We start from the raw sequence: 20,655 nt of genomic DNA on the forward strand, positions 1-20,655 counted from the left end.
GGCTGGGGGGTGTCCCCTCCAGAAAGCGCGGTGGTCATCGGTCGACGCCTCCCATCACGGGGTCGATGGAGGCGACGGCCACGATGACGTCGGCGACCTGGCCGCCCTCGCACATCGCCGCCATGGCCTGCAGGTTGGTGAAGGACGGGTCGCGGAAGTGGACCCGGTAGGGGCGGGTCCCGCCGTCGGAGACGACGTGGACGCCCAGTTCGCCCTTGGGGGACTCGACGGCGGCGTACACCTGGCCGGCCGGCACCCGGAAGCCCTCGGTCACCAGCTTGAAGTGGTGGATGAGGGCCTCCATGGAGGTGCCCATGATGTTCTTGATGTGGTCCAGCGAATTGCCGAGGCCATCCGGTCCCATCGCGAGCTGCGCGGGCCAGGCGATCTTCTTGTCGGCGACCATGACCGGGCCGGGCTCCAGCCGCTCCAGGCACTGCTCGACGATCCGCAGCGACTGGCGCATCTCTTCCAGGCGGATCAGGAACCGCCCGTAGGAGTCGCAGGACTCGGTGGTCGGCACGTCGAAGTCGTACTCCTCGTACCCGCAGTACGGGTCCGACTTGCGCAGGTCGTGCGGCAGGCCCGCCGAGCGCAGGACGGGTCCGGTCGCGCCGAGCGCCATGCAGCCGGTGAGGTCGAGGTAGCCGACGTCCTGCATGCGGGCCTTGAAGATGGGGTTGCCGGTGGCGAGCTTGTCGTACTCCGGCAGGTTCTTCTTCATGGTCTTCACGAAGTCGCGCAGCTGGTCCATCGCGCCCGCGGGCAGGTCCTGGGCGAGGCCGCCGGGGCGGATGAACGCGTGGTTCATGCGCAGGCCGGTGATCAGCTCGAAGAGGTCGAGGATCAGCTCGCGGTCGCGGAAGCCGTAGATCATGATCGTGGTCGCGCCCAGCTCCATGCCGCCGGTGGCGATGCACACCAGGTGGGAGGAGAGCCGGTTCAGCTCCATCAGCAGGACGCGGATGGCGGTGGCGCGGTCGGGGATCTGGTCCGTGATGCCGAGGAGCTTCTCGACGCCCAGGCAGTACGCCGTCTCGTTGAAGAACGGCGTCAGGTAGTCCATGCGCGTCACGAAGGTGGTGCCCTGCGTCCAGTTCCGGAATTCGAGGTTCTTCTCGATGCCGGTGTGCAGGTAGCCGATTCCGCAGCGGGCCTCGGTGACCGTCTCCCCGTCGATCTCCAGGATCAGCCGCAGCACGCCGTGCGTGGACGGGTGCTGGGGACCCATGTTGACGATGATCCGCTCGTCGTCGGCGCGGGCGGCCGACTGCACGACCTCGTCCCAGTCGCCGCCGGTGACGGTGTAGACGGTGCCCTCGGTGGTCTCGCGGGAGGAGGCGTGGGACGTCTCGGGTGAAGTGGACATCAGCTGTACGACCTCCGCTGGTCGGGAGCCGGGATCTGGGCACCCTTGTACTCGACGGGGATGCCGCCGAGCGGGTAGTCCTTGCGCTGCGGGAAGCCCTGCCAGTCGTCCGGCATCATGATCCGGGTGAGGGCCGGGTGCCCGTCGAAGACCAGGCCGAAGAAGTCGTACGTCTCGCGCTCGTGCCAGTCGTTGGTCGGGTAGACCGAGACCAGCGACGGGACGTGCGGATCGCGGTCCGGGACCGAGACCTCCAGGCGCAGCACGCGGCCGTGGGTGATCGAGCGCAGGTGGTAGACGGCGTGCAGCTCGCGCCCCTTGTCCTCGGGGAAGTGCACGCCCGAGACGCCGGTGCACAGTTCGAAGCGCAGGGCCGGGTCGTCGCGCAGGGTGGAGGCCACCCGCACCAGGTGCTCGCGCGCGATGTGGAAGGTGAGCTCGCCGCGGTCGACGACCGTCTTCTCGATGGCGTTCCCCGGGACCAGGTCCTGCTCCTCCAGGGCGCCTTCCAGCTCGTCGGCGACCTCGTCGAAGTACGAGCCGTACGGACGGCTGGTCGCGCCGGGCAGCGCCACGGTGCGCACCAGGCCGCCGTAGCCGCTGGTGTCGCCGCCGTTCTCGGCACCGAACATGCCCTTGCGGACGCCGATGACCTCGCCCCCGGCGCCGCCGCGGGGAGCGGGAACGTTCCCGTTCTCCTCCGGCTCTTCGTTCGTCGTGCTCACCGGAGCAGCCCCTTCATCTCAATGGTGGGGAGCGCCTTGAGGGCCGCCTCCTCCGCCTCTCGGGCCGCCTCCTGCTGGTTCACACCGAGCTTGGAGCCCTGGATCTTCTGGTGGAGCTTGAGGATCGCGTCCATCAGCATCTCGGGGCGGGGCGGGCAGCCGGGCAGATAGATGTCCACGGGGACGATGTGGTCGACGCCCTGGACAATTGCGTAGTTATTGAACATTCCACCCGATGATGCGCAAACCCCCATGGAAATAACCCATTTGGGAGAAGGCATCTGGTCATACACCTGCCGCAGTACGGGCGCCATCTTCTGGCTCACCCGGCCGGCCACGATCATCAGATCGGCCTGCCGCGGCGAACCCCGGAAGACCTCCATGCCGAAGCGGGCCAGGTCGTACCGGCCCGCTCCGGTGGTCATCATCTCGATGGCGCAGCACGCGAGGCCGAACGTGGCCGGGAAGACGGATGACTTGCGCACCCAGCCCGCGGCCTGTTCGACGGTGGTCAGCAGAAAGCCGCTCGGCAGCTTCTCTTCCAGTCCCATGGAAAATTCAGCCCCTCAGTCCCATTCCAGGCCGCCCCGCCGCCATACGTACGCGTAGGCGACGAAGACGGTGAGCACGAAGAGCAGCATCTCGACGAGCCCGAAGATCCCCAGGGAGTCGAAGGTGACGGCCCAGGGGTAGAGGAAGACAACCTCGATGTCGAAGACGATGAAGAGCATCGCCGTCAGGTAGTACTTGATCGGGAAACGCCCGCCGCCGGCCGGAACCGGGGTCGGTTCGATACCGCATTCATAGGCGTCAAGCTTTGCCCGGTTGTACCGCTTTGGGCCGATCAGCGTGGCCATGACCACGGAGAAGATCGCAAACCCTGCGCCGAGGGCGCCGAGCACGAGGATGGGCGCGTACGCATTCACGCTCCTCGCTCCTTCCAGTCGTCCTTGACCGTTGGACCGCTGCACCGGCGCGCTGTCCCACCTCGCGAAGATCAGACTTTCGATCGAGCGCTTGCATGTGAGGCAGTTCACAAGCCGGACTGGTGCGCATCTTATGCCTGCCGGTCTGTGATCTGCGACACGGGTAACAACAACGAGTTTGTGATCTCCACCACCTGACGAACGATCATGAAGTCCGATGAGTGGTGATCTTCATACGCGAAGCATCCACATGATCACCAAAGGTGACATCCGAGTCCGTCATCGCAGGTGGAGGAGGTGTCGCCCTATCAAACGGTGCGCACTGCATGCAAATTGGCGGCACGTCGGCGCGGGTGGTAAAGGGAAGCCGCGTAGCCCGGTCGGGGGACCCGCCGGGGACGGCGGTGGACGCGTGCATCCGTTCACGAACTTCACGGACTCATCACGGGCGGGTCACAGCAGCCGCATGACGTGACACTTCTGTGACCTGTGCCACATTGGAATTCCCCGGCGGGAAAGGGGGCTTGGCCATCTGTGCGGGTGGATGGTAGCCACCTGATCAATTCGGACTTATTACCGAAAGCCCATGATCACAGGCTTGCGGGGCCGTGTCCGGTTCGCCCGTTACGCCGTCAATAAGACGCGCGACGCGCCCGGTTAAACCTCTTCTGGCGCAACTGTGGCGCAGACCACGTTTCTTGAAGCGACCCACGACCCCCTGATACCGGTTGTCCCTATGTCCCACACCGCTCACATACCCAGCCACCGGAAGCCCCGCCGCAGCGCCTCGAAGCTCGCGGTCCGAGCCGGAGTTGCCGGTGGCGTTCTCAGCACGCTGGCGATGGCCGGCACGGCGAGCGCGTCCCCCGCCGCCGAGCCCGCCACCGAGACGACCCTCGAGATGCCGGTCCTGAACATGGACCTCGGCTCCGAGGTGTCCTCCGCCGTCATCAAGGCCGCGGACAACACCCGCGCCCAGGCCCTCGTCGGCGAACTGACCGCCCAGGAGGAGACCGCCCGTACCGGCGCCGCCGCCGAGGCCAAGCTCGCCAAGGCCGACGCCCAGGCCAAGGCCGACGCGGAGAAGAAGGCCGCGGACGAGGCCAACCGCCAGGCCGACGCCGACCGCGCCAACCGCGCTTCGGGCCGCACGCAGCTCGCGAGCGCCTCCGCGTCCGGTTCGTCCTCCTCCGGCTCCTCGGCGGACTCCGACGACTCCGGTGTCCGCGCCCCGGCCACCGGTTCGGCCTCGGCCATCATCAACTTCGCGCGCAACCAGGTCGGCAAGTCCTACGTCATGGGCGGCACCGGCCCGTACTCGTACGACTGCTCCGGTCTCGTGCAGGCCGCCTACCGCCAGGTCGGCGTCTCCCTGCCGCGCATGTCGCAGGACCAGTCCGCCGAGGGCTCGTCCGTCTCCCTGAGCAACCTCCAGGTGGGCGACGTCCTGTACTGGGGCAGCCGCGGCAACGCCTACCACGTCGCCATCTACAGCGGCGGCGGCAAGTTCATCGGCGCGCAGAACTCCGGCACCGGCATCGTCGAGCGCCCGCTGAGCTACGACCCGCCGACGGGCGCCGTCCGCATCCTCTGACGGTTCCCCGGGCAGGCGTCCGGCGGCCCCGCGGCCGCCCTTCGACGCCCCGGCGCGTCCCCGGACGCCGCCGAAGGGCCGGTACTCCCCCGCTCGGGGGGCGAGTACCGGCCCTCGGCCCGTTCTGTCCCGCTGTGCGGGGCAAGGGCGCTGACGGGCCGTCTCGGCGGCCCTCCGGCCCCCGGCGGGGTGGGTCCGCCCCGGGCGCGCCCCGGCCGTCCTGGCGGCCGCCACGGCCCTCGGACCGCCCGTACGGAACCGGTCATGGCCGTACGGTGACGACGCGCACCCCGGAGCCCTACCATCCTTGGCAGGAGGTGGCCGGATTGAGCACGCACCACGACGCGCACCACAGCGACCACGACGGGCGGCACGGCGCGCAGAACCACGACCGCGCCCCCGCGCCCGACGCGACCGCGGTCGCCGCCGCCGTGGGCCTCGGTCTGCTCGCCCTGGGCGGCTGGCTCCTGACCACCACCCGCCCCTGGACCCGCCCGGACGGCCCGGCCGTCCTGGCCCTGTACTGGGGTTCCTCGCTGGGCGTCCTGCTGTGCGGCCTGCTCCTGGTGCGCCGCGGCGTCCACGCCGTCCACGGCTCGGACGCGGTCCCGCTGGACGACGTACCCACCGGGAGCGGCGGCATCGCCCACCTCCCGCGGCTCGCCCCGCCGGAACCCCCGGCGTAACCCCCGGCGTAACCCCGCGCGTCACCGCCCAGCCGGGGACGGCCATGGCCCGCACCCGGCGACCGGCTCCTCCGCATGCGGCCACCCGCACACGAGGAGATTCGTGAACCGCCGCACAACGACCGTCTTACTCACCGCCGTCCTGGCCGCCGCGTGTCTGACCGCGTGCGGAACCGATCAGGACGGCGTGCTGCCCCCGGCCGGGCCACGGCCCGTCTCGACGCCCGCGCCCCCGCCCCCGCCCCCGGCCGCGACGGGCAAACCCGGCAAGTCCGGCGGCGGCGCGGCGAAGGAGAAGGAACTCCCGCCCTGGCCGGACGCGGCGGCCCAGGACCGGTACATCTCGGCGCTGACGGCCATCGACCCGGACATCGTCCACAACAAGCCCGACAAGGCCGTCGACCGCGGCCGCAACCTCTGCCAGTCGATCGCGCGCTTCCCCGGCGACCGGAAGCGGCAGACCGACCTGGCGAACCAGCGGTTCGGCTCCCCCGCCCACCCGACGGGCTTCGGCCCCGCCAAGGCCGCCAACATCGTCGACGCGGTCCACACCCACCTCTGCCCGGCCTACTGACCCGCCCCCGCACCGCCCGGCGGCGCACACGGGCCGCCGGGCGGCGGCTGCGGGAAGTCAGGGGCAGGCGGTCAGCGGGCAGGCGGTCAGGCCTTCGGGGCGACCTTGGTTCCACTGAGGTAAGCATCGGACGGGAAGTTTCCTACCGCCGGTGGTACGTTTTGGGTATGAGCAGTCACGTGGCACCCCAGGCCGTCGAGCGGGCCGGTAAGAGATCCGTGTCGCTCGCCCAGTCGTTGATCAAGGAAGTCGAGGAACGCGCGGGCAAGAGCGGGTTCTCCTCCGTCGTGGCCGAAGCCCTGGAGGAATGGCTCGCCGCGCAGAAGCTCCGCGAGGTCGTGACCGCCGACCGCAAGGCCTTCGGCCCCGTCTCCGCCGAAGCACGGCGGCAGGCGGAACAGGAATGGTGAGCAAACGCCTCAAGATCAAGGCAAAGAGCGAGGGCACACTCGTCCTGGATGCTCAAGGTCTCTCACTGCACGTCGACGGCGACGAGGGGATGCGCGCGCGCATCGAGGTCGCCCAGCAGAGCGGCCGGCGCGTCGCGCTCTCCGCCCTGACTCCCCTGGAGGTGCGCCGAACCGGCGAGGCCGGCAAGCGACTCCAGTTCCTGCTTTCCCGTTTTGATGTGAAACCGGTCAACGACGCGGTGACAGAAGCCGCAGCGAAGCTGCTGGATGCCTCGGGCCTCGACGGGCACGAATGCCTCGTGGACGCACTCGTGGTCGCCACGGCCGCACTCTGCACTCCCCCGGTGCTCCTCGTCACTTCTGACGAGTCGCACATCCCAGCGCTGTGCAAGGCTGCCGAGGAACTACCAGGCTCACCGAAAGTGAAGATCGTCAACGTCTGAAAGTCGGATGCGGGGCCTGGCCGCTCAGCTTTCCACCAAGCGGCCAGGGCTTGAATGATCAGGCCTTCGGGGCGACCTTGCTCAGGCCGTTGATGATGCGGTCCATCGCGTCGCCGCCCTGGGGGTCGGTCAGGTTCGCCAGCATCTTCAGCGTGAACCGCATCAGCACCGGGTGCGTCAGGCCGCGCTGGGCGGCGATCTTCATCACCTTCGGGTTGCCGATCAGCTTCACGAAGGCGCGGCCCAGCGTGTAGTAGCCGCCGTAGGTCTCCTTGAGGACCTTCGGGTAGCTGTGCAGCGCCAGTTCGCGCTGCGCCGGGGTGGCACGGGCGTGGGCCTGGACGATGACCTCGGCCGCGATCTGGCCCGACTCCATCGCGTAGGCGATGCCCTCGCCGTTGAACGGATTGACGAGGCCGCCCGCGTCGCCCACCAGCAGCAGGCCCTTGGTGTAGTGCGGCTGCCGGTTGAAGGCCATCGGCAGGGCCGCGCCGCGGATCGGCTGCGTCATGTTCTCCGGGGTGTAGCCCCAGTCGGCGGGCATCGACGCGCACCACGCCTTCAGCACCTCGCGCCAGTCCAGCTCCTTGAAGGCGGAGGAGGAGTTGAGGATGCCGAGGCCGACGTTCGACGTGCCGTCGCCCATGCCGAAGATCCAGCCGTAGCCGGGCAGCAGCCGGTCCTGCCCGCCGCGCCGGTCCCACAGCTCCAGCCACGACTCCAGGTAGTCGTCGTCGTGGCGCGGGGAGGTGAAGTACGTGCGGACGGCCACGCCCATCGGGCGGTCCTCGCGCCGGTGCAGGCCCATCGCCAGCGACAGCCGGGAGGAGTTGCCGTCGGCCGCGACCACCAGCGGGGCCCGGAAGGTGACGGCGGTCTTCTCCTCGCCCAGCTTCGCGTGCACACCGGTGATGTGACCGGTGCGGGCGTCACGGACCGGCTCGCCGACGTTGCAGCGCTCGTACAGCCGGGCACCGGCCTTCTGGGCCTGCCGCGCGAGCGTCTCGTCGAAGTCGTCGCGCTTGCGCACGAGGCCGTAGTCGGGGAAGGAGGCCAGCTCGGGCCAGTCCAGCTGGAGCCGCTGCCCGCCGCCGATGATCCGCAGACCCTTGTTGCGCAGCCAGCCGGCCTCTTCGGAGACGTCGATGCCCATCGCCACGAGCTGCTTGGTCGCGCGCGGGGTCAGACCGTCGCCGCAGACCTTCTCGCGCGGGAAGGCCGTCTTCTCCAGCAGCAGGACGTCGAGTCCGGCCTTGGCGAGGTAGTACGCGGTGGTGGAGCCGGCGGGCCCGGCCCCGACGACGATCACATCCGCGGAGTGTTCGGAGAGGGGCTCGGTCACTGCGGGATCTCCCGAAGGCTCGATAAGGGGTGCCGAACGGCACGAGACATGTGCAGTCTAAGCAGCGAGAGAGATCACGATCCGAAGGGCTGCCCACGATGACCGCCTCACCGCCCCGGCCGCTCCCCGCCGTAGAGCTGCGCGTGCCCACCGACGAAGACGCGCACGCCTGGCACCGGGTGTTCGGCCACCCCGACGTCATGGAGTTCCTGGGCGGTCCCGCCGAACTCTCCGTGTACGAGGAATTCACCGCCCGCCAGCGGTTGCACGACGCCCGGCACGGCTTCTGCCTGTGGACCCTCGTGGACGCCGACGGCGCGGTCATGGGCTTCACCGGGGCCCAGCCGTGGCCCAAGCCCTGGGGCCCGCCCCTCGGCGAGATCGAGATCGGCTGGCGGCTCGGCCGCGAGTTCTGGGGCAAGGGGTACGCGTACGCCGCCGCGCTCGCCACCGTCGAACGGGTCCGCGCGGCGGGCGTGCCGCATGTCATGGCGATGATCGACGCGCGCAACACCCGGTCCCTCGCCGTGGCGGAACGGCTCGGCATGAACCTGGCCGAGGAGTTCACCACTCCGGGTGGCAACCCGGGCCGCAAGTACACGCTGGACTTCCCCGAGAACGCGCGGGAGGAGACGGGTACGGCCCAGAAGACGGGTACGGCCCAGAAGACGGGACGGCCCTGAAGACGGGTACGGCCTAGAAGACGGACAGGCCGGTCAGCGTCGTGAACCGGTCCAGGGCCGCCACGCCCGCCACCGAGTTGCCCTGGGCGTCCAGCCCGGGGCTCCACACGGCGAGCGTGCACAGGCCCGGGACCACGGCGACGATGCCGCCGCCGACCCCGCTCTTGCCGGGCAGGCCGACGCGGTAGGCGAACTCGCCCGCCGCGTCGTACGTCCCGCACGTCAGCATCACCGCGTTGACCTGCTTGGCCTCGCTGCGGGTCAGCAGCCGCGAGCCGTCGGCGCGCAGCCCGTGCCGGGCCAGGAAGCGGGCGGCGCGGGCCAGGTCACCACAGGTCAGCTCGATCGAGCACTGCCAGAAGTAGTGGTCGAGCAGCGTGGGGACCGGATTGTCCAGGTTCCCGTACGAGGCCATGAAGTGGGCGAGGGCGGCATTGCGGTCGCCGTTCTCCTGCTCGGAGGCGGCGACCTCGGCATCGAAGGCGATGTCGGGGTTGCCGCTCTCCTCCTGGAGGAACTTCAGGAGCTCGCTGCTCGCGTCACCGGTGAGGGTCTGGAGCCGGTCGGTGACCACGAGCGCGCCCGCGTTGATGAACGGGTTGCGGGGGATGCCGTTCTCGTACTCCAGCTGCACGAGCGAGTTGAAGGGGTTGCCGGACGGCTCGCGGCCGACCCGCTCCCAGAGGCTGTCGCCGCCCTCCGCGAGGGCGAGGGCCAGCGCGAACACCTTGGTGATGGACTGCGCGGAGAACGGCGTCCGCCAGTCGCCGACGCCGTGGACATTGCCGTCGAGGTCGGCGATCGCCATGCCGAACTGCCGCGGCTCCACCGACGCCAGCGCCGGTATGTACTCGGCGGGCGTCCCGCTGCCGACGAGCGGGGCGATGTCCGCCTCGATCGTCTCCAGCAGCTCCTGGTAGTCCACGGCCGGTCCGTCCCCTACGCCTTGGTGCCGCGGTGCAGCGCGACGATGCCGCCGCTGAGGTTGCGCCAGGCGACCTTGGCCCAGCCGGACTTCTGCAGCAGCTCGGCGAGGGCGGGCTGGTCCGGCCACTCGCGGATGGACTCGGCGAGGTAGACGTACGCGTCGGGGTTGGAGGACACCGCGCGGGCCACCGGCGGCAGCGCGCGCATCAGGTATTCGGTGTAGACGGTCCGGAAGGGCGCCCAGGTCGGCTGCGAGAACTCGCAGATGACGACCTGCCCGCCGGGCTTGGTCACCCGGTACAGCTCGCGCAGGGCGCCCTCGGTGTCCTGCACGTTGCGCAGCCCGAACGAGATCGTCACCGTGTCGAAGACGCCGTCCTTGAACGGCAGCTTCGTCGCGTCGCCCGCGGTCAGCGGCAGCCACGGGTTGCGCTTCTTGCCCTCGCGGAGCATCCCGAGGGAGAAGTCGCAGGGCACGACGTACGCGCCGGTCGCGGCGAACGGCAGCGAGGAGGTCGCGGTCCCGGCCGCCAGGTCCAGCACCTTCTGGGCGGGGCGCGCGTCGACCGCCTTGGCGACCTCCTTGCGCCACAGCCGGGCCTGGCCGAGGGAGAGGACGTCGTTCGTGAGGTCGTAGTTGGCCGCCACTCCGTCGAACATGGAGGCGACTTCGTGCGGCTGCTTGTCCAGGGATGCGCGGGTCACTGGTTGGCCTCGCAGAGCTCGGGTGCGGTGCCGCTGCGCGGGGCGCGGGCGGCGGGCACGGCGCGGTGGGTGTGCCCCTCCATTCTCGCAGGCCCGCCCCACCGTCCGGCGCGGGGCTCGGCCGGGCTCGGCCGGCTCAGCGGCGGCGGTGCAGGAGGCGGCCGCCGATGACCGTGGCCACACAGGTCGTGGCGCCGCGCGCGAGCAGGGCGTCCAGGTCCGGCACGTCGAAGGCCGCGAACCGGGCCGGCCCGCCGCGCTCGAGCGGCCCGTGGAACGCCTCCGCGGCCGCCGCCCGCCCCGCGAAGGGATCCAGCGAGGGCGCCGGTACGGCCGTACCCGCGTCCGGGGCCGCCGTCGCGCCCGGCAGCAGGGCCAGGCCCGAGCGGGAGACCGCCGTGCGGACGGCGGGGACGCGCAGCCGGCCGCTGACCGCGACCACCCCGCGCGACAGCAGCTTCTGGGTGGCGCGCCGGGCGCTGTTCCCCCAGCGGGCCTCGGTCAGGCCGAGCGCCGCCAGGGCCTCGGCCCCGGTGATCGGGTCCACGCCCAGCTCGGCGACCTCGTACGGGTCGTCGGGGTAGTACGTCCGCTCCAGCAGCTCCTCGGCCCCGCGCACGGCCAGCCCGGGGGTCAGCAGCCCGGGCCAGCGCCGCGTCCGGGCGTGCGGATACCGCTCGGCGAGGGCCTCGTACGGGCCCACGCCAGCGATCCGGTCACCCTCGACCAGGACGGCCCCGCCCGGCACCGGGGCCGCTCCGGGCCCGGTGACGAGGAAGTCGGCGGTGTGCAGCGTCAGCATCGGTTCGTGTGCGTCGATCAGTGAAGGCCGGTGGGGCCGGTGGGGCCGGTGGGGGTCAGTGGAGAAGGCGGTGGCGGTCGGCGGCGGTCAGTTCGTCGAGATCAGCTTCAGCTCGGGGTGCGCCGTGCCGCCCTCGATCGCCGTCGAGGAGATGTGCGAGGCCACGCGGTCGTCGACCGGGTCGTTCGCCGGGTCGTCGTGGACCAGCAGGTGCTCGTACGTGGTCGCGCGCTGCGCCGGGGTCCGGCCCGCCTTGCGGATCAGGTCGATGATCTCCTGGCGGTTCGAGCGGTGCTTGGCACCGGCCGAGGAGACGACGTTCTCCTCCAGCATGATCGAGCCGAGGTCGTCGGCGCCGTAGTGCAGCGCCAGCTGACCCGCCTCCTTGCCGACCGTCAGCCAGGAGCCCTGGATGTGCGCGATGTTGTCGAGGTACAGCCGCGCGATCGCGATCATGCGCAGGTACTCGAACACCGTGGCCTGCGTACGGCCCTTGAGGTGGTTGTTCTCGGGCTGGTAGGTGTACGGGATGAAGGCGCGGAAGCCGCCCGTACGGTCCTGCGTGTCCCGGATCATCGCGATGTGCTCGATCCGCTCGGCGTTGGTCTCGCCGGTGCCCATGAGCATCGTGGAGGTGGACTCCACGCCCAGCTTGTGGGCGATCTCCATGATCTCCAGCCACCGCTCGCCGGACTCCTTGAGCGGGGCGATCGCCTTGCGCGGCCGCTCCGGGAGGAGCTCGGCGCCGGCGCCCGCGAAGGAGTCGAGGCCGGCGGCGTGGATGCGCGTGATGGCCTCCTCCGCGGAGACGCCCGAGATGCGGGCCATGTGCTCGACCTCGGACGCGCCGAGGGAGTGGATGACCAGCTGCGGGAAGGCCTTCTTGATCGCGGCGAAGTGGTGCTCGTAGTACTCGACGCCGTAGTCCGGGTGGTGTCCGCCCTGGAACATGATCTGCGTGCCGCCCAGTTCGACGGTCTCCGCGCAGCGGCGCAGGATGTCGTCGAGGTCCCGCGACCAGCCCTTCTTGGTGTCCTTCGGGGCCGCGTAGAAGGCGCAGAACTTGCATGCCGTGACGCACACGTTGGTGTAGTTGATGTTGCGCTCGATGATGTACGTCGCGATGTGCTCGGTACCCGCGTAGCGGCGGCGGCGCACGGCGTCGGCCGCCTGGCCGAGCGCGTGCAGCGGTGCGTCGCGGTAGAGGTCGAGGGCCTCTTGCTGGGTGATCCGGCCCCCTGCGGCGGCACGGTCGAGGACAGACTGGAGAGCGGCCTGGTCGGTCACCGGTGCGTCACCTTTCGGCGGTGTGTCAAGGGTTGTCCGGACCGATCCAGCCTACGCCAGCGGTCGGGTGCCGTTGCGGGGGGCCGTCTCGAACACGCCCCCCGCTCCTCGTCAGCCCTTCGTCAGGTCGCCCTCGGGGTTTCCGGCCGCCCGGTCGCCCGAGCGGTAGTGGAGGGCGCCGCCCTCGGTGAGGGCGAAGCGCTCGTCGGCGGAGCCCGGCGCGCAGATGCCGGGATGCGGGTTGGGGCCGCCCGCGGTGTCCAGGACGAGCGCGCGGTCGGTGGCGACGGAGAGCTTCCAGTCGCCGCTGCAGTCGTACTTCGTGCCGAGGAGGTCGACGACCGAGTGGTCGCGGGCGACCACCGCGCCCTTCTTCCCGGCCCGGATCGTGATCTCGAACCGGGTGGGCAGACCGAGGTTCGTGGTGATCGAGCCCTTCCAGGTCCCGATGAACTCCTCTGGTACGTCGTCACGCGTGCTCCCCGTCGGCGCCGCGGACGACCCGTCGTCGCGCGCGGACGGCGACGGCGAGGGGGACGGGGAGCGGCTGCCCCCCGGGGTGGAGGCAGGGGGGCTCGGCTTCGAGGCCGTGTCGGGCGTGCTCCCGGGCAGCAGGCCCAGCCCGTACAGCCCCCCTCCGAGCGCCACCGCCACCGCGCCCATGGCCAGCACCAGCGTGCAGCTCATCCGGCGCCCGGCCGCGGTGAAGCGCAGCCCGCGCCGGCCGCCGTCCGGCGCGCCCTGGGCGGTGTCCGCGGTCCCGGCCGCGCTGCCGGTGCCCGGCTGGGTCGGGACGTGCGGGAGGTACGGGGAGTGCGCGAGGTCCGGGGCGCCGGTGGAGGGCGCCGGGCCGTACGGGCCCACCGGCCCGGCCGGGGTCCGCCGGGCGTCGTACGAGGAGTCCGCGGGGCCGAAACCCCCGAGCGCGTCCGAGCTGTAGGCCGGTGTCGCGAACGGCACCGGGCCGGAGGCGTCCAGCCCCGGCTCCGCGTCCGCGTCCAGGTCCAGCAGCCGCGACGCGGCCCGGCTCACCTCCTCGACCAGCGGCCCGGGCAGCCAGCCGGGCGCCCCCAGCGCCCCGCCCAGCGCCACCGCGATCGCCTCCGGGGCGGGCCGCTCGCCCGGCACCTTGGCCAGGCAGGCGCCGATCAGCTCGCGCAGCTCCCCGGCCGGGACGGCGCTCAGGTCGGGCTCCTCGTGGACCACCTTGTAGAGGAGGGTCGCCGCGTTGTCCCCGCTGAAGGGGGGCTGCCGGGTCGCGGCGAAGGCCAGGACCGCACCGAGCGAAAAGACGTCGGAAGCCCCGGTGACCCCCTTGCCGAGGATCTGCTCGGGCGCCATGTAGCCGGGCGAGCCCACCGAGACGCCGGTCGAGGTCAGCGAGGCGGTGCCGTCGGTGGCCCGGGCGATCCCGAAGTCGATCAGCCGCGGCCCGTCGAGGGTCAGCATCACGTTCGAGGGCTTCACGTCGCGGTGTACGAGGCCCAGCGCGTGCACCGCCACCAGCGCGCGGGCCAGCCCCGCGCCGATCGCCCGGACGGAGTGCTCCGGCAGCGCCCCGTGCGCGGCGAGCGCCCGGTCCAGCGAGGGCCCGGCGACGTATGCGGTCGCCACCCACGGAACGGCGGCTTCCGGATCAGCGCCCAGCACCTCGGCGGTCCACTCCCCGCCCACCCGCCGCGCGGCGGCGACCTCCCGGCGGAAGCGGGCCCGGAACTCGTCGTCCGAGGCGAAGTGCGGGTGCACGATCTTGACCGCGACCGTGCGTCCGCCCGCGCTGCGCCCCAGGTAGACCCGGCCCATCCCGCCCGCGCCGAGCCGGCCCAGCAGCCGGTACGGCCCGATCGTGCGCGGCTCACCGGCTTCGAGCGGCTGCATCGCGTCCCCCGTCCTCTGCTCCCCCGTGCATGCCTGACGGCTCAGCACACTAGGCCCTGTCGGCCCACGCGGGCACCGAATCCGTGGCACGGTGATCGGCATGAGACCGCGCACGACCACGGCGGACACGGCGGCCCGGGCCGCCGTCCTGCTCACCGCCTGCCTCACCGCCTGCGTCACCGTCACGCTGGGGGGCTGCTCCGGCCAGGGCGGCCGGGTCCGCTTCGACGCCCCGAGCACGGCCCCGGCACACACCCCCGCCAGCAGCGTCAGCCCGCACCCGGTGGCCGAGGCGGAGCGGCTGACCCAGCTGCCGACCGGCCCGGAAGCGGAGTTCCACGAGGAGAGCACCCTCGAGGACGGGACGACGATCGGCGTGACCACCCTGGAGGGCCAGAAATCGGGGTTCACGGGAAAAGTCTGGGTGTGGGCGCCGAAGCAGTACTTCGAATCCCAGTACGCGCACAGCGGCTTCCCGGTGCTGATCGCGCTGCCCGGCGGCCGGGGGTTCCCGAAGAACTACTGGATGGCCGCCGGCCTCCGGCTGGAGAGCAGCATCGCCGCCTGGTCGAAGGACGGCCGGAGCCTGCCCTTCATCGTGGTGATGCCGGTACTGAACCCGGACAAATCCCACTTTTACGACGGCAGCGACATCCCGGGACAGCCGAAGATGGGCACCTGGCTCACCGAGGACGTGCCGGACCTGGTCCGGGCGAACTTCCGCACCTTCCACTCCCGGGACGGCTGGGCCTTCATGGGCTCCTCCTCCGGCGGCTTCGCGGCGCTGAAGTCCGTCCTCCAGAAACCGGACCAATTCAAGGCGGTCATCGCCTCCGGCCCGGACACCGTGCCCGACTCCCCCCTGTGGAAGGGATACGAGGAGGAACGCCAGGCGAACAATCCGGAACGCCTGGCCGGGGAACTCGCGGAGAAGGACGGCCCCGACGTCTATCTCGCCTTCCAGGTCGGCAGCAAGGAAAGCGGAAAGTCGAATGTGGAGAAATTCATCAGGAATTACGGGAAGGGTCCCGTAAAGACCCATTTGCAGGTCATCGCGGGCGGGGAGCACAACGCGAAGACCTACATCCGGGGCATGGGGGAGGGCAGCATGAAGTGGATCAGCGCCCACCTCCAGGCGCCGGTCCCCACGGCCTGAGCCACCGGTCAGGGCGCTGCTCGCCGCGCGCTCGCCGCGAGCTCGCCGCGTGCTCCCTCCGCGCGCTCCCCCCGCCGCTCCCCCGCCGCGTCAGGGCGCCAGCAGCTCCACCGTCACGTCCGCCGGGAACCCGCTGGTCGCTCCGGTGCGGCGCGCGAATTCGCGTACGCCCGCCAGCTGGTCCGGGCCGAAGCGGAAGTCGAGCGTGGTGAAGTACCGCTCCAGCAGTTCCGCGTCGAAGGCCTCCCAGCGGGCCGCCTGCTCGGCCACCTTGGTGACCTCCTCCAGGGACAGGTCGCGGGACGCGAGGAAGGCCTCGTGGACCTCCTTCACCATCGCCGGCTCGCGCTCCAGGTAGTCCTTGCGGGCGGCCCAGACGGCGAAGACGAACGGCAGCCCGGTCCACTCCTTCCACATGAGCCCCAGGTCATGCACGGTGAGACCGAGCCGGGGCGCGTCGTGCAGGGAGGCCCGCAGGGCCGCGTCGCCGATCAGTACGGCCGCGTCGGCCTCCTGCATCATCACGCCGAGGTCGGGCGGGCAGGTGTAGTAGTCGGGCTGTACGCCGTACTGCTCGGCGAGCATCAGCTGGGCCAGCCGTACGGACGTACGGGAGGTGGACCCGAGCGCGACCCGGGCGCCGTCGAGCTGCTCCAAGGGCACCTGGGAGACGATCACGCAGGACATCACGGGGCCGTCGCAGCCGACCGCGAGGTCGGGGAAGGCGACGAGCTGGTCGGCGTTGCGGAGGAACTCCACGAGGGTGATCGGAGCGATGTCGAGCTCGCCCCGGACGAGCCGCTCACTCAGCTTCTCGGGGGTGTCCTTGGTCAGCTCCAGGTCCAGCAGGGTCCCGGTTCTCGCCAGCCCCCAGTACAGCGGCAGGCAGTTCAGGAACTGGATGTGGCCGACCCTGGGCCGGCTGCGATAGACGTCCACATCGCGAGACTAGCCCCCGTCCTCCCGTCAGCCTTCGGACGGGTCTCAAACGTCCGGGTGACGTGATCTTTCCCTCTGGTCGACCCCGCAGTGTGCGTGCTAGGCTCGTCGCAAGTTGCAGTTTGGTTTCCCTTGCAGTACGAAGCCTGCGGAGCATGTGACCCGCAGGCTTTTGTAGTTTTCAGACTTCTTAGCAGGTTCTGGAGCAGGGCGACCCTTTGGCCCATAGGAGGGCTCATGGCTACCGGAACCGTGAAGTGGTTCAACGCTGAAAAGGGCTTCGGCTTCATCGCCCAGGACGGCGGGGGCCCGGATGTCTTCGTCCACTACTCCGCGATCAACGCGGCTGGTTTCCGCTCCCTTGAGGAGAACCAGCTCGTGAACTTCGACGTCACGCAGGGTCCGAAGGGCCCGCAGGCGGAGAACGTCACCCCGGCCTAGTCGCCTGGGCCAGCCCGATCGCGGGTTGGAGATGCAGTACCCAAGGAGCCCTGTCACCTCCGCGCGAGCGGAGGCGGCAGGGCTCCTGCCTGTGCGCCCCCGAGGACGGAACCGGGGGCGTGCGAGAGGGGCGGGACCGATGGGTCCCGCCCCTCTCGTGTACCCGAGGCCTACGCCGCCGGGGCGGCGGTGACGGTCAGGTCCAGGATCAGCTCCACGCCGTTCTCGGTGACCAGGCGCAGGTGGTACGTACCCGGCGCGACCGGGGTGGCGTTCGCACCCGGAGCCGAGGCGGTGAACAGGTCCGGCAGGGTGACCAGGCCGTCGGCCCCGGTCGGCGCCAGCGTCACCGTGTGCAGCTCCTTGCCGTCCTTGTCCTTGAAGAACGGGGTGCGCGCGGCCGGGTCCACCGGGACCCACTTGCCGTTCTCGTCCTTCTCGACCAGCGCGGCCGTGACCTTCGTGCCCGCGATCGGCGCGCCCTTGGCCGTGGCCTTCACCTCGACGCCGACGAAGCTGGAGCCCTGGACCGCGCTGAGCGGCTTGGTCCCGGTACGGCCCAGCGCGTCCACGACCGGCGCCGGCTTGGGCTTGGGGGTGACCGTCCCGGTGAACTTCACCGTGAAGGGCTGGCTGCCCGTGCTGCTGCCCTTGCCCTGGCTGTAGAGGGTGGCCCGCAGGGTGAAGGCACCCTCCTTCTCGCCCGCCTTGTCGCCCGCCTTCAGGGCGGGGGCGACCGCGATGCCGTCCTTGTCCGTCTTGACCACGGCGGAGGTCTTGCCGTCGGCTTCGAAGACCGTGCCGGAGGTGTCGTCGTCCTCGACCTTGAAGGTGACCGTCTCGCCCGCGGCGGGCTTGCCGTCGCTCAGGACCGCCTTCACCTTGGGGGCGGACCCGAAGACCGAACCCGCCTCGGCGGTGATCTTCGGCTCGCCGACCACCGCGAGCTCGCTCACCGTCGCGGGCGCCTTCGGAGGATCGGTCGGCTTCGTGGGCGGCTTGGTCGGCGGGGTCGTGGGCGGGACCGTCGGCGGCTTCTGCGGGGTCACCGGGGCCTGCGGGGTCACGGGCGGGCGCGGCGGGGTGGGCAGCGACCCGGGCGGCGGGGTCGGGTAGTTCCCCGGGGGCGGGTTCGGGACGTCGGCGACGCCGGCCTGGTACTGGCGCATCCAGCCGAGGACGGAGTTCACGTACTCGCGGGAGCTGTTGTAGCTCAGGATCGCCTTGTCCAGGTCGCCCGGGTTGGAGAGGTTCCGATCACCCGCGCACAGGTAGAGGCCCGCGCCGAGCGCGGCGTCGTAGATGTTGTTCGGGTCCCGGTTGCCGTCGCCGTTGCCGTCGGCGCCCCAGGTCTGCCAGGTGGAGGGGATGAACTGGAGCGGGCCCACGGCCCGGTCGTACTCCGTGTCCCCGTCCCACGCGCCCTTGTCGGTGTCCTTGATCGACGCGAAGCCGTTGCCGTCCAGGCGCGGGCCGCGGATCGGCTTCTCCGTGGAGCCGTCCGCCTTCAGGCCGTAGCCGGAGGCGTGGACGGACTCGATCCGGCCTATGCCCGCGAGCAGCTGCCAGGGCAGCTTGCAGTTGGGGAGCGCGGCACCGACCGCCAGCTCGGCCCGGCGGTAGGCGTCGAGGGCGGTCGCGGGTATCCCGCTGGCGCCTTCGGGGGCTCCGGAGCCGGCCTGGGGCGGCGGGTCGGCCACCAGGTCGGGCAGGTCGAGGCGCGCGTTGCCGCGGTCGTTGGCCTGGGGACTGTCCGGTCCCGGCTCGGCCTCCCCCGCGTCGGCCGTCGGCGCGGTCGTGACGACCGCCGCCGTGGTCAGACTCGCCGCGAGTGCGGCGGTGCACAGGACTTTGCGCGACGTGCTGACAAGGTGACGGTGAAGAGGCTTCACAGTGCGGCAATCCCCCCAAGGCAGCCGTGGACATGTGAGTGCGCGGCCGGACGAGCCATGAATATTCACTGTCTATCAGGTATTCGTGAACGACTCGCCGTCCCCGCACCGATATGTGACAGACCATTCGCCTCACCTTCACCCGCAGATAGTCCAACTCCGAACAAAGGCCCTAAGACCCGCCCCGAAAAGTCCGAATGGCCCGGGTATCCACCACCTCCGCTCCCTAGGCTGTCTTCATGGCCAAGAGCAACAAGAAGGACCAGCGGAGCCGCGACGCCCGGGAGCGGCTCCGCCTGGAGCGCGCGGCCGGTGCCCGCGCGGCGAAGCTGCGCGGGCGCCTGATGGTCGGCGGCGCGCTGGTCGCCGTACTCGCCCTCGCGGTGGGAGTCGGCATCTACGCCTCGAAGTCCGCCACTTCGGGCTCCGGGGCCTCGGCCGAGTCGGCGGGCAAGCCCTTCGTCCAGCCCGCCCACACCTCGGGCAAGGACGGCGTCGTCGTGCCGTACGGCACGGCGGACGCGAAGGACGTCGTCGGCATCTGGCTGGACCCGCGCTGCCCGTTCTGCGCGGGCGTCGAGATCGGCCTCGGCAAGACCCTCAAGGAGCAGGCGGACGCGGGCGCGTACCGCGTCGAATACCGCTTCGCGACCTTCCTGGACGGAGCGGCGGGCGGCAAGGGCTCCAAGCGCGCCCTCAACGCCCTGGGCGCGGCGGTCAACGAGAGCCCCGGGAAGTTCATGGACTACCTCCAGGTGCTCTACAAGAACCACCCGGCCAAGGAGTCGGACGACAAGTTCGGCTCGACGGCCACCCTCTTGGACCTGGCGGACCAGGTCCCGGGCCTGCGCACGCCGGCGTTCAACCAGGCCGTGAAGGAACTGACGTACATGCCGTGGGTCGACAAGGTCTCGAAGGCCTTCTACGAAAGCGGCAAGAAGGGCACCCCGGACGTGGAGATCAACGGCAAACAGGTCAACGTCCTCACGGGCAAGGGCCTGGAGACGATCACACCGGAGGCGTTCGGAGGTCTGGTCCGCGAGAACGGCGGGGGGTAGGGGGGCCCGGCTTCGCCGGGTGCGGCTTCGCCGCAGGGGCTTGGGCTTCGAGCGTCCGGGGTCGGGGAGGTTTCCGGGGGCTGCCCGTCAGTTCAACTGTCTCTTCGTGCCGAGCCGCACTGTCAAGGGCGCTCCTTCGTCGCGTCGCTGCGCGATGACCTGCGGCCACCCTTGACAGCACGACTCGACCCGAAAAGCCAAGAACTGTCGGGCGGCCCCCGGGGGAAGGCAGGGGGGAGGCTGACCATGGGCCCCTCGTGAAGTCGCTGGGCCGGGACGAGGGTGCGGCGAAGCCGCGCCCTCCGGGCGGACAGACGACAGGCGACAAGCACCAAGAACGCTGACAGATCGCTACGCGCTTCTCTGGGATCGGCGTCTGCGGCCTGTTCGGGGCTGTCCAGGACCTCAACTACGGCGAGACGGGCATGGAGACGGGGCAAGCGGCCGTCCGACCCATCAACCGGGTCTCAAATGGTTACAAAAGGGGCGTCTTGGTGGGGTGTTGGGTGTCGAGCCCGCCTTGATCCGACTCCATGCTCATGAGGGCGACTTTCCACCCTCCCGAACTGCCCATCAGGCACAAACAGGCCGCAGACGCCGCCCCAAGAGAAGCGCGTAGCGATCTGGCGCGTGTCTGTCGCTTGTGGCTTGTCGCTTGTGGCTTGTGGTCTCTTCGCCCGGAGGGCGCGGCTTGGCCGGACCAGGGCCCCTGGCCACTCGCCCAGGACCCGGGCCTTCGGGGGCCCTCCCCCCTGCCGTTCCTCCGGGGGCCGCCCGACAGTTCTTGGCTTTTCGTGTCGAGTCGTGCTGTCAAGGGT

The 20,655-nt window shown here is 70.7% G+C and carries 21 protein-coding genes; 9 read left to right on the top strand and 12 right to left on the bottom strand.

The window, feature by feature from the left end; all coding sequences use genetic code 11:
* Nucleotides 1-34: 34 nt before the first annotated feature.
* Genes ABT084_RS32570 through ABT084_RS32585 form a run of 4 tightly spaced genes read right to left on the bottom strand, consistent with a single transcriptional unit; the run spans nt 35 to nt 3,020 of the window.
* On the bottom strand, nt 35-1,369 hold the full coding sequence (locus ABT084_RS32570; RefSeq protein WP_351051767.1) for an NADH-quinone oxidoreductase subunit D: 1,335 nt from the start codon (nt 1,367-1,369) through the stop codon (nt 35-37).
* Entirely contained in the window at nt 1,369-2,094 is a 726-nt protein-coding gene (locus ABT084_RS32575; RefSeq protein WP_351051770.1) for an NADH-quinone oxidoreductase subunit C, read from the bottom strand. Before ABT084_RS32575 ends, ABT084_RS32570 begins: the two co-directional genes overlap by 1 nt.
* Nucleotides 2,091-2,645 carry a NuoB/complex I 20 kDa subunit family protein gene (locus tag ABT084_RS32580; RefSeq protein ID WP_330331952.1) on the bottom strand — a complete coding sequence of 185 codons (555 nt, stop codon included), beginning with the start codon at nt 2,643-2,645 and terminating at the stop codon, nt 2,091-2,093. Before ABT084_RS32580 ends, ABT084_RS32575 begins: the two co-directional genes overlap by 4 nt.
* A gap of 15 nt (nt 2,646-2,660) precedes the next feature.
* Nucleotides 2,661-3,020, bottom strand: coding sequence for an NADH-quinone oxidoreductase subunit A (locus tag ABT084_RS32585; RefSeq protein WP_283452259.1), 360 nt, complete (start codon nt 3,018-3,020; stop codon nt 2,661-2,663).
* Nucleotides 3,021-3,756: 736 nt separating this feature from the next.
* Between ABT084_RS32585 and ABT084_RS32590 the strand changes: the two genes are divergently transcribed.
* From ABT084_RS32590 to ABT084_RS32610, 5 genes are all read left to right on the top strand, one after another.
* Nucleotides 3,757-4,614, top strand: a complete 858-nt coding sequence (locus ABT084_RS32590) for a C40 family peptidase (RefSeq protein ID WP_351051774.1) — start codon at nt 3,757-3,759, stop codon at nt 4,612-4,614.
* Nucleotides 4,615-4,940: 326 nt separating this feature from the next.
* A complete protein-coding gene (locus ABT084_RS32595) occupies nt 4,941-5,300 on the top strand; it encodes a hypothetical protein (protein WP_351051777.1) in 360 nt (119 codons plus the stop codon).
* A gap of 103 nt (nt 5,301-5,403) precedes the next feature.
* Complete coding sequence (locus ABT084_RS32600) at nt 5,404-5,874, top strand: DUF732 domain-containing protein (RefSeq protein ID WP_351051780.1); 471 nt, start codon at nt 5,404-5,406, stop codon at nt 5,872-5,874.
* Nucleotides 5,875-6,041: 167 nt separating this feature from the next.
* Nucleotides 6,042-6,284, top strand: coding sequence for a hypothetical protein (locus ABT084_RS32605; protein WP_147420012.1), 243 nt, complete (start codon nt 6,042-6,044; stop codon nt 6,282-6,284).
* The gene (locus ABT084_RS32610) at nt 6,278-6,727 is read left to right on the top strand and encodes a PIN domain-containing protein (RefSeq protein ID WP_351051783.1); all 450 of its coding nucleotides are present in this window, start codon (nt 6,278-6,280) and stop codon (nt 6,725-6,727) included. The genes ABT084_RS32605 and ABT084_RS32610 overlap by 7 nt, the downstream gene beginning before the upstream one ends.
* A gap of 58 nt (nt 6,728-6,785) precedes the next feature.
* On the opposite strand, the gene ABT084_RS32615 is transcribed toward ABT084_RS32610, so the two are convergent.
* Nucleotides 6,786-8,069 carry a geranylgeranyl reductase family protein gene (locus ABT084_RS32615; RefSeq protein WP_351051786.1) on the bottom strand — a complete coding sequence of 428 codons (1,284 nt, stop codon included), beginning with the start codon at nt 8,067-8,069 and terminating at the stop codon, nt 6,786-6,788.
* A 98-nt stretch (nt 8,070-8,167) separates the two neighbouring features.
* Between ABT084_RS32615 and ABT084_RS32620 the strand changes: the two genes are divergently transcribed.
* Nucleotides 8,168-8,752 carry a GNAT family N-acetyltransferase gene (locus ABT084_RS32620; protein ID WP_351051787.1) on the top strand — a complete coding sequence of 195 codons (585 nt, stop codon included), beginning with the start codon at nt 8,168-8,170 and terminating at the stop codon, nt 8,750-8,752.
* 13 nt (nt 8,753-8,765) lie between these two features.
* Here the strand turns inward: ABT084_RS32620 and ABT084_RS32625 are convergent, their stop codons facing one another.
* The 5 genes from ABT084_RS32625 to ABT084_RS32645 form a co-directional block, all read right to left on the bottom strand.
* Nucleotides 8,766-9,677: a glutaminase gene (locus ABT084_RS32625; protein ID WP_351051790.1), complete on the bottom strand. Its 912-nt coding sequence runs from the start codon at nt 9,675-9,677 to the stop codon at nt 8,766-8,768.
* A 14-nt stretch (nt 9,678-9,691) separates the two neighbouring features.
* Nucleotides 9,692-10,384, bottom strand: a complete 693-nt coding sequence (locus ABT084_RS32630) for a demethylmenaquinone methyltransferase (RefSeq protein WP_351051793.1) — start codon at nt 10,382-10,384, stop codon at nt 9,692-9,694.
* 136 nt (nt 10,385-10,520) lie between these two features.
* Nucleotides 10,521-11,186, bottom strand: a complete 666-nt coding sequence (locus ABT084_RS32635; protein WP_351051795.1) for an imidazolonepropionase-like domain-containing protein — start codon at nt 11,184-11,186, stop codon at nt 10,521-10,523.
* Between the two features lie 87 nt (nt 11,187-11,273).
* Nucleotides 11,274-12,473 (bottom strand): cyclic dehypoxanthinyl futalosine synthase, encoded by a 1,200-nt coding sequence (gene mqnC, locus ABT084_RS32640; protein ID WP_351051798.1) that lies wholly within the window; start codon nt 12,471-12,473, stop codon nt 11,274-11,276.
* A gap of 111 nt (nt 12,474-12,584) precedes the next feature.
* Nucleotides 12,585-14,351, bottom strand: a complete 1,767-nt coding sequence (locus ABT084_RS32645; protein WP_351051801.1) for a serine/threonine-protein kinase — start codon at nt 14,349-14,351, stop codon at nt 12,585-12,587.
* Between the two features lie 100 nt (nt 14,352-14,451).
* Between ABT084_RS32645 and ABT084_RS32650 the strand changes: the two genes are divergently transcribed.
* The gene (locus ABT084_RS32650; protein WP_351051804.1) at nt 14,452-15,507 is read left to right on the top strand and encodes an alpha/beta hydrolase; all 1,056 of its coding nucleotides are present in this window, start codon (nt 14,452-14,454) and stop codon (nt 15,505-15,507) included.
* 90 nt (nt 15,508-15,597) lie between these two features.
* Here the strand turns inward: ABT084_RS32650 and ABT084_RS32655 are convergent, their stop codons facing one another.
* Nucleotides 15,598-16,446 (bottom strand): menaquinone biosynthetic enzyme MqnA/MqnD family protein, encoded by an 849-nt coding sequence (locus ABT084_RS32655; protein ID WP_351051807.1) that lies wholly within the window; start codon nt 16,444-16,446, stop codon nt 15,598-15,600.
* 237 nt (nt 16,447-16,683) lie between these two features.
* Between ABT084_RS32655 and ABT084_RS32660 the strand changes: the two genes are divergently transcribed.
* A complete protein-coding gene (locus tag ABT084_RS32660; protein WP_112451444.1) occupies nt 16,684-16,887 on the top strand; it encodes a cold-shock protein in 204 nt (67 codons plus the stop codon).
* A 170-nt stretch (nt 16,888-17,057) separates the two neighbouring features.
* On the opposite strand, the gene ABT084_RS32665 is transcribed toward ABT084_RS32660, so the two are convergent.
* Nucleotides 17,058-18,779 (bottom strand): lytic transglycosylase domain-containing protein, encoded by a 1,722-nt coding sequence (locus ABT084_RS32665; protein WP_351051808.1) that lies wholly within the window; start codon nt 18,777-18,779, stop codon nt 17,058-17,060.
* Between the two features lie 239 nt (nt 18,780-19,018).
* On the opposite strand from ABT084_RS32665, the gene ABT084_RS32670 reads away from it, so the two are divergent.
* Complete coding sequence (locus ABT084_RS32670; RefSeq protein WP_351051811.1) at nt 19,019-19,837, top strand: thioredoxin domain-containing protein; 819 nt, start codon at nt 19,019-19,021, stop codon at nt 19,835-19,837.
* The last annotated feature ends 818 nt before the right edge of the window (nt 19,838-20,655 follow it).

Source organism: Streptomyces sp. NPDC002138 (assembly GCF_040296485.1).
GTDB lineage: Bacteria > Actinomycetota > Actinomycetes > Streptomycetales > Streptomycetaceae > Streptomyces.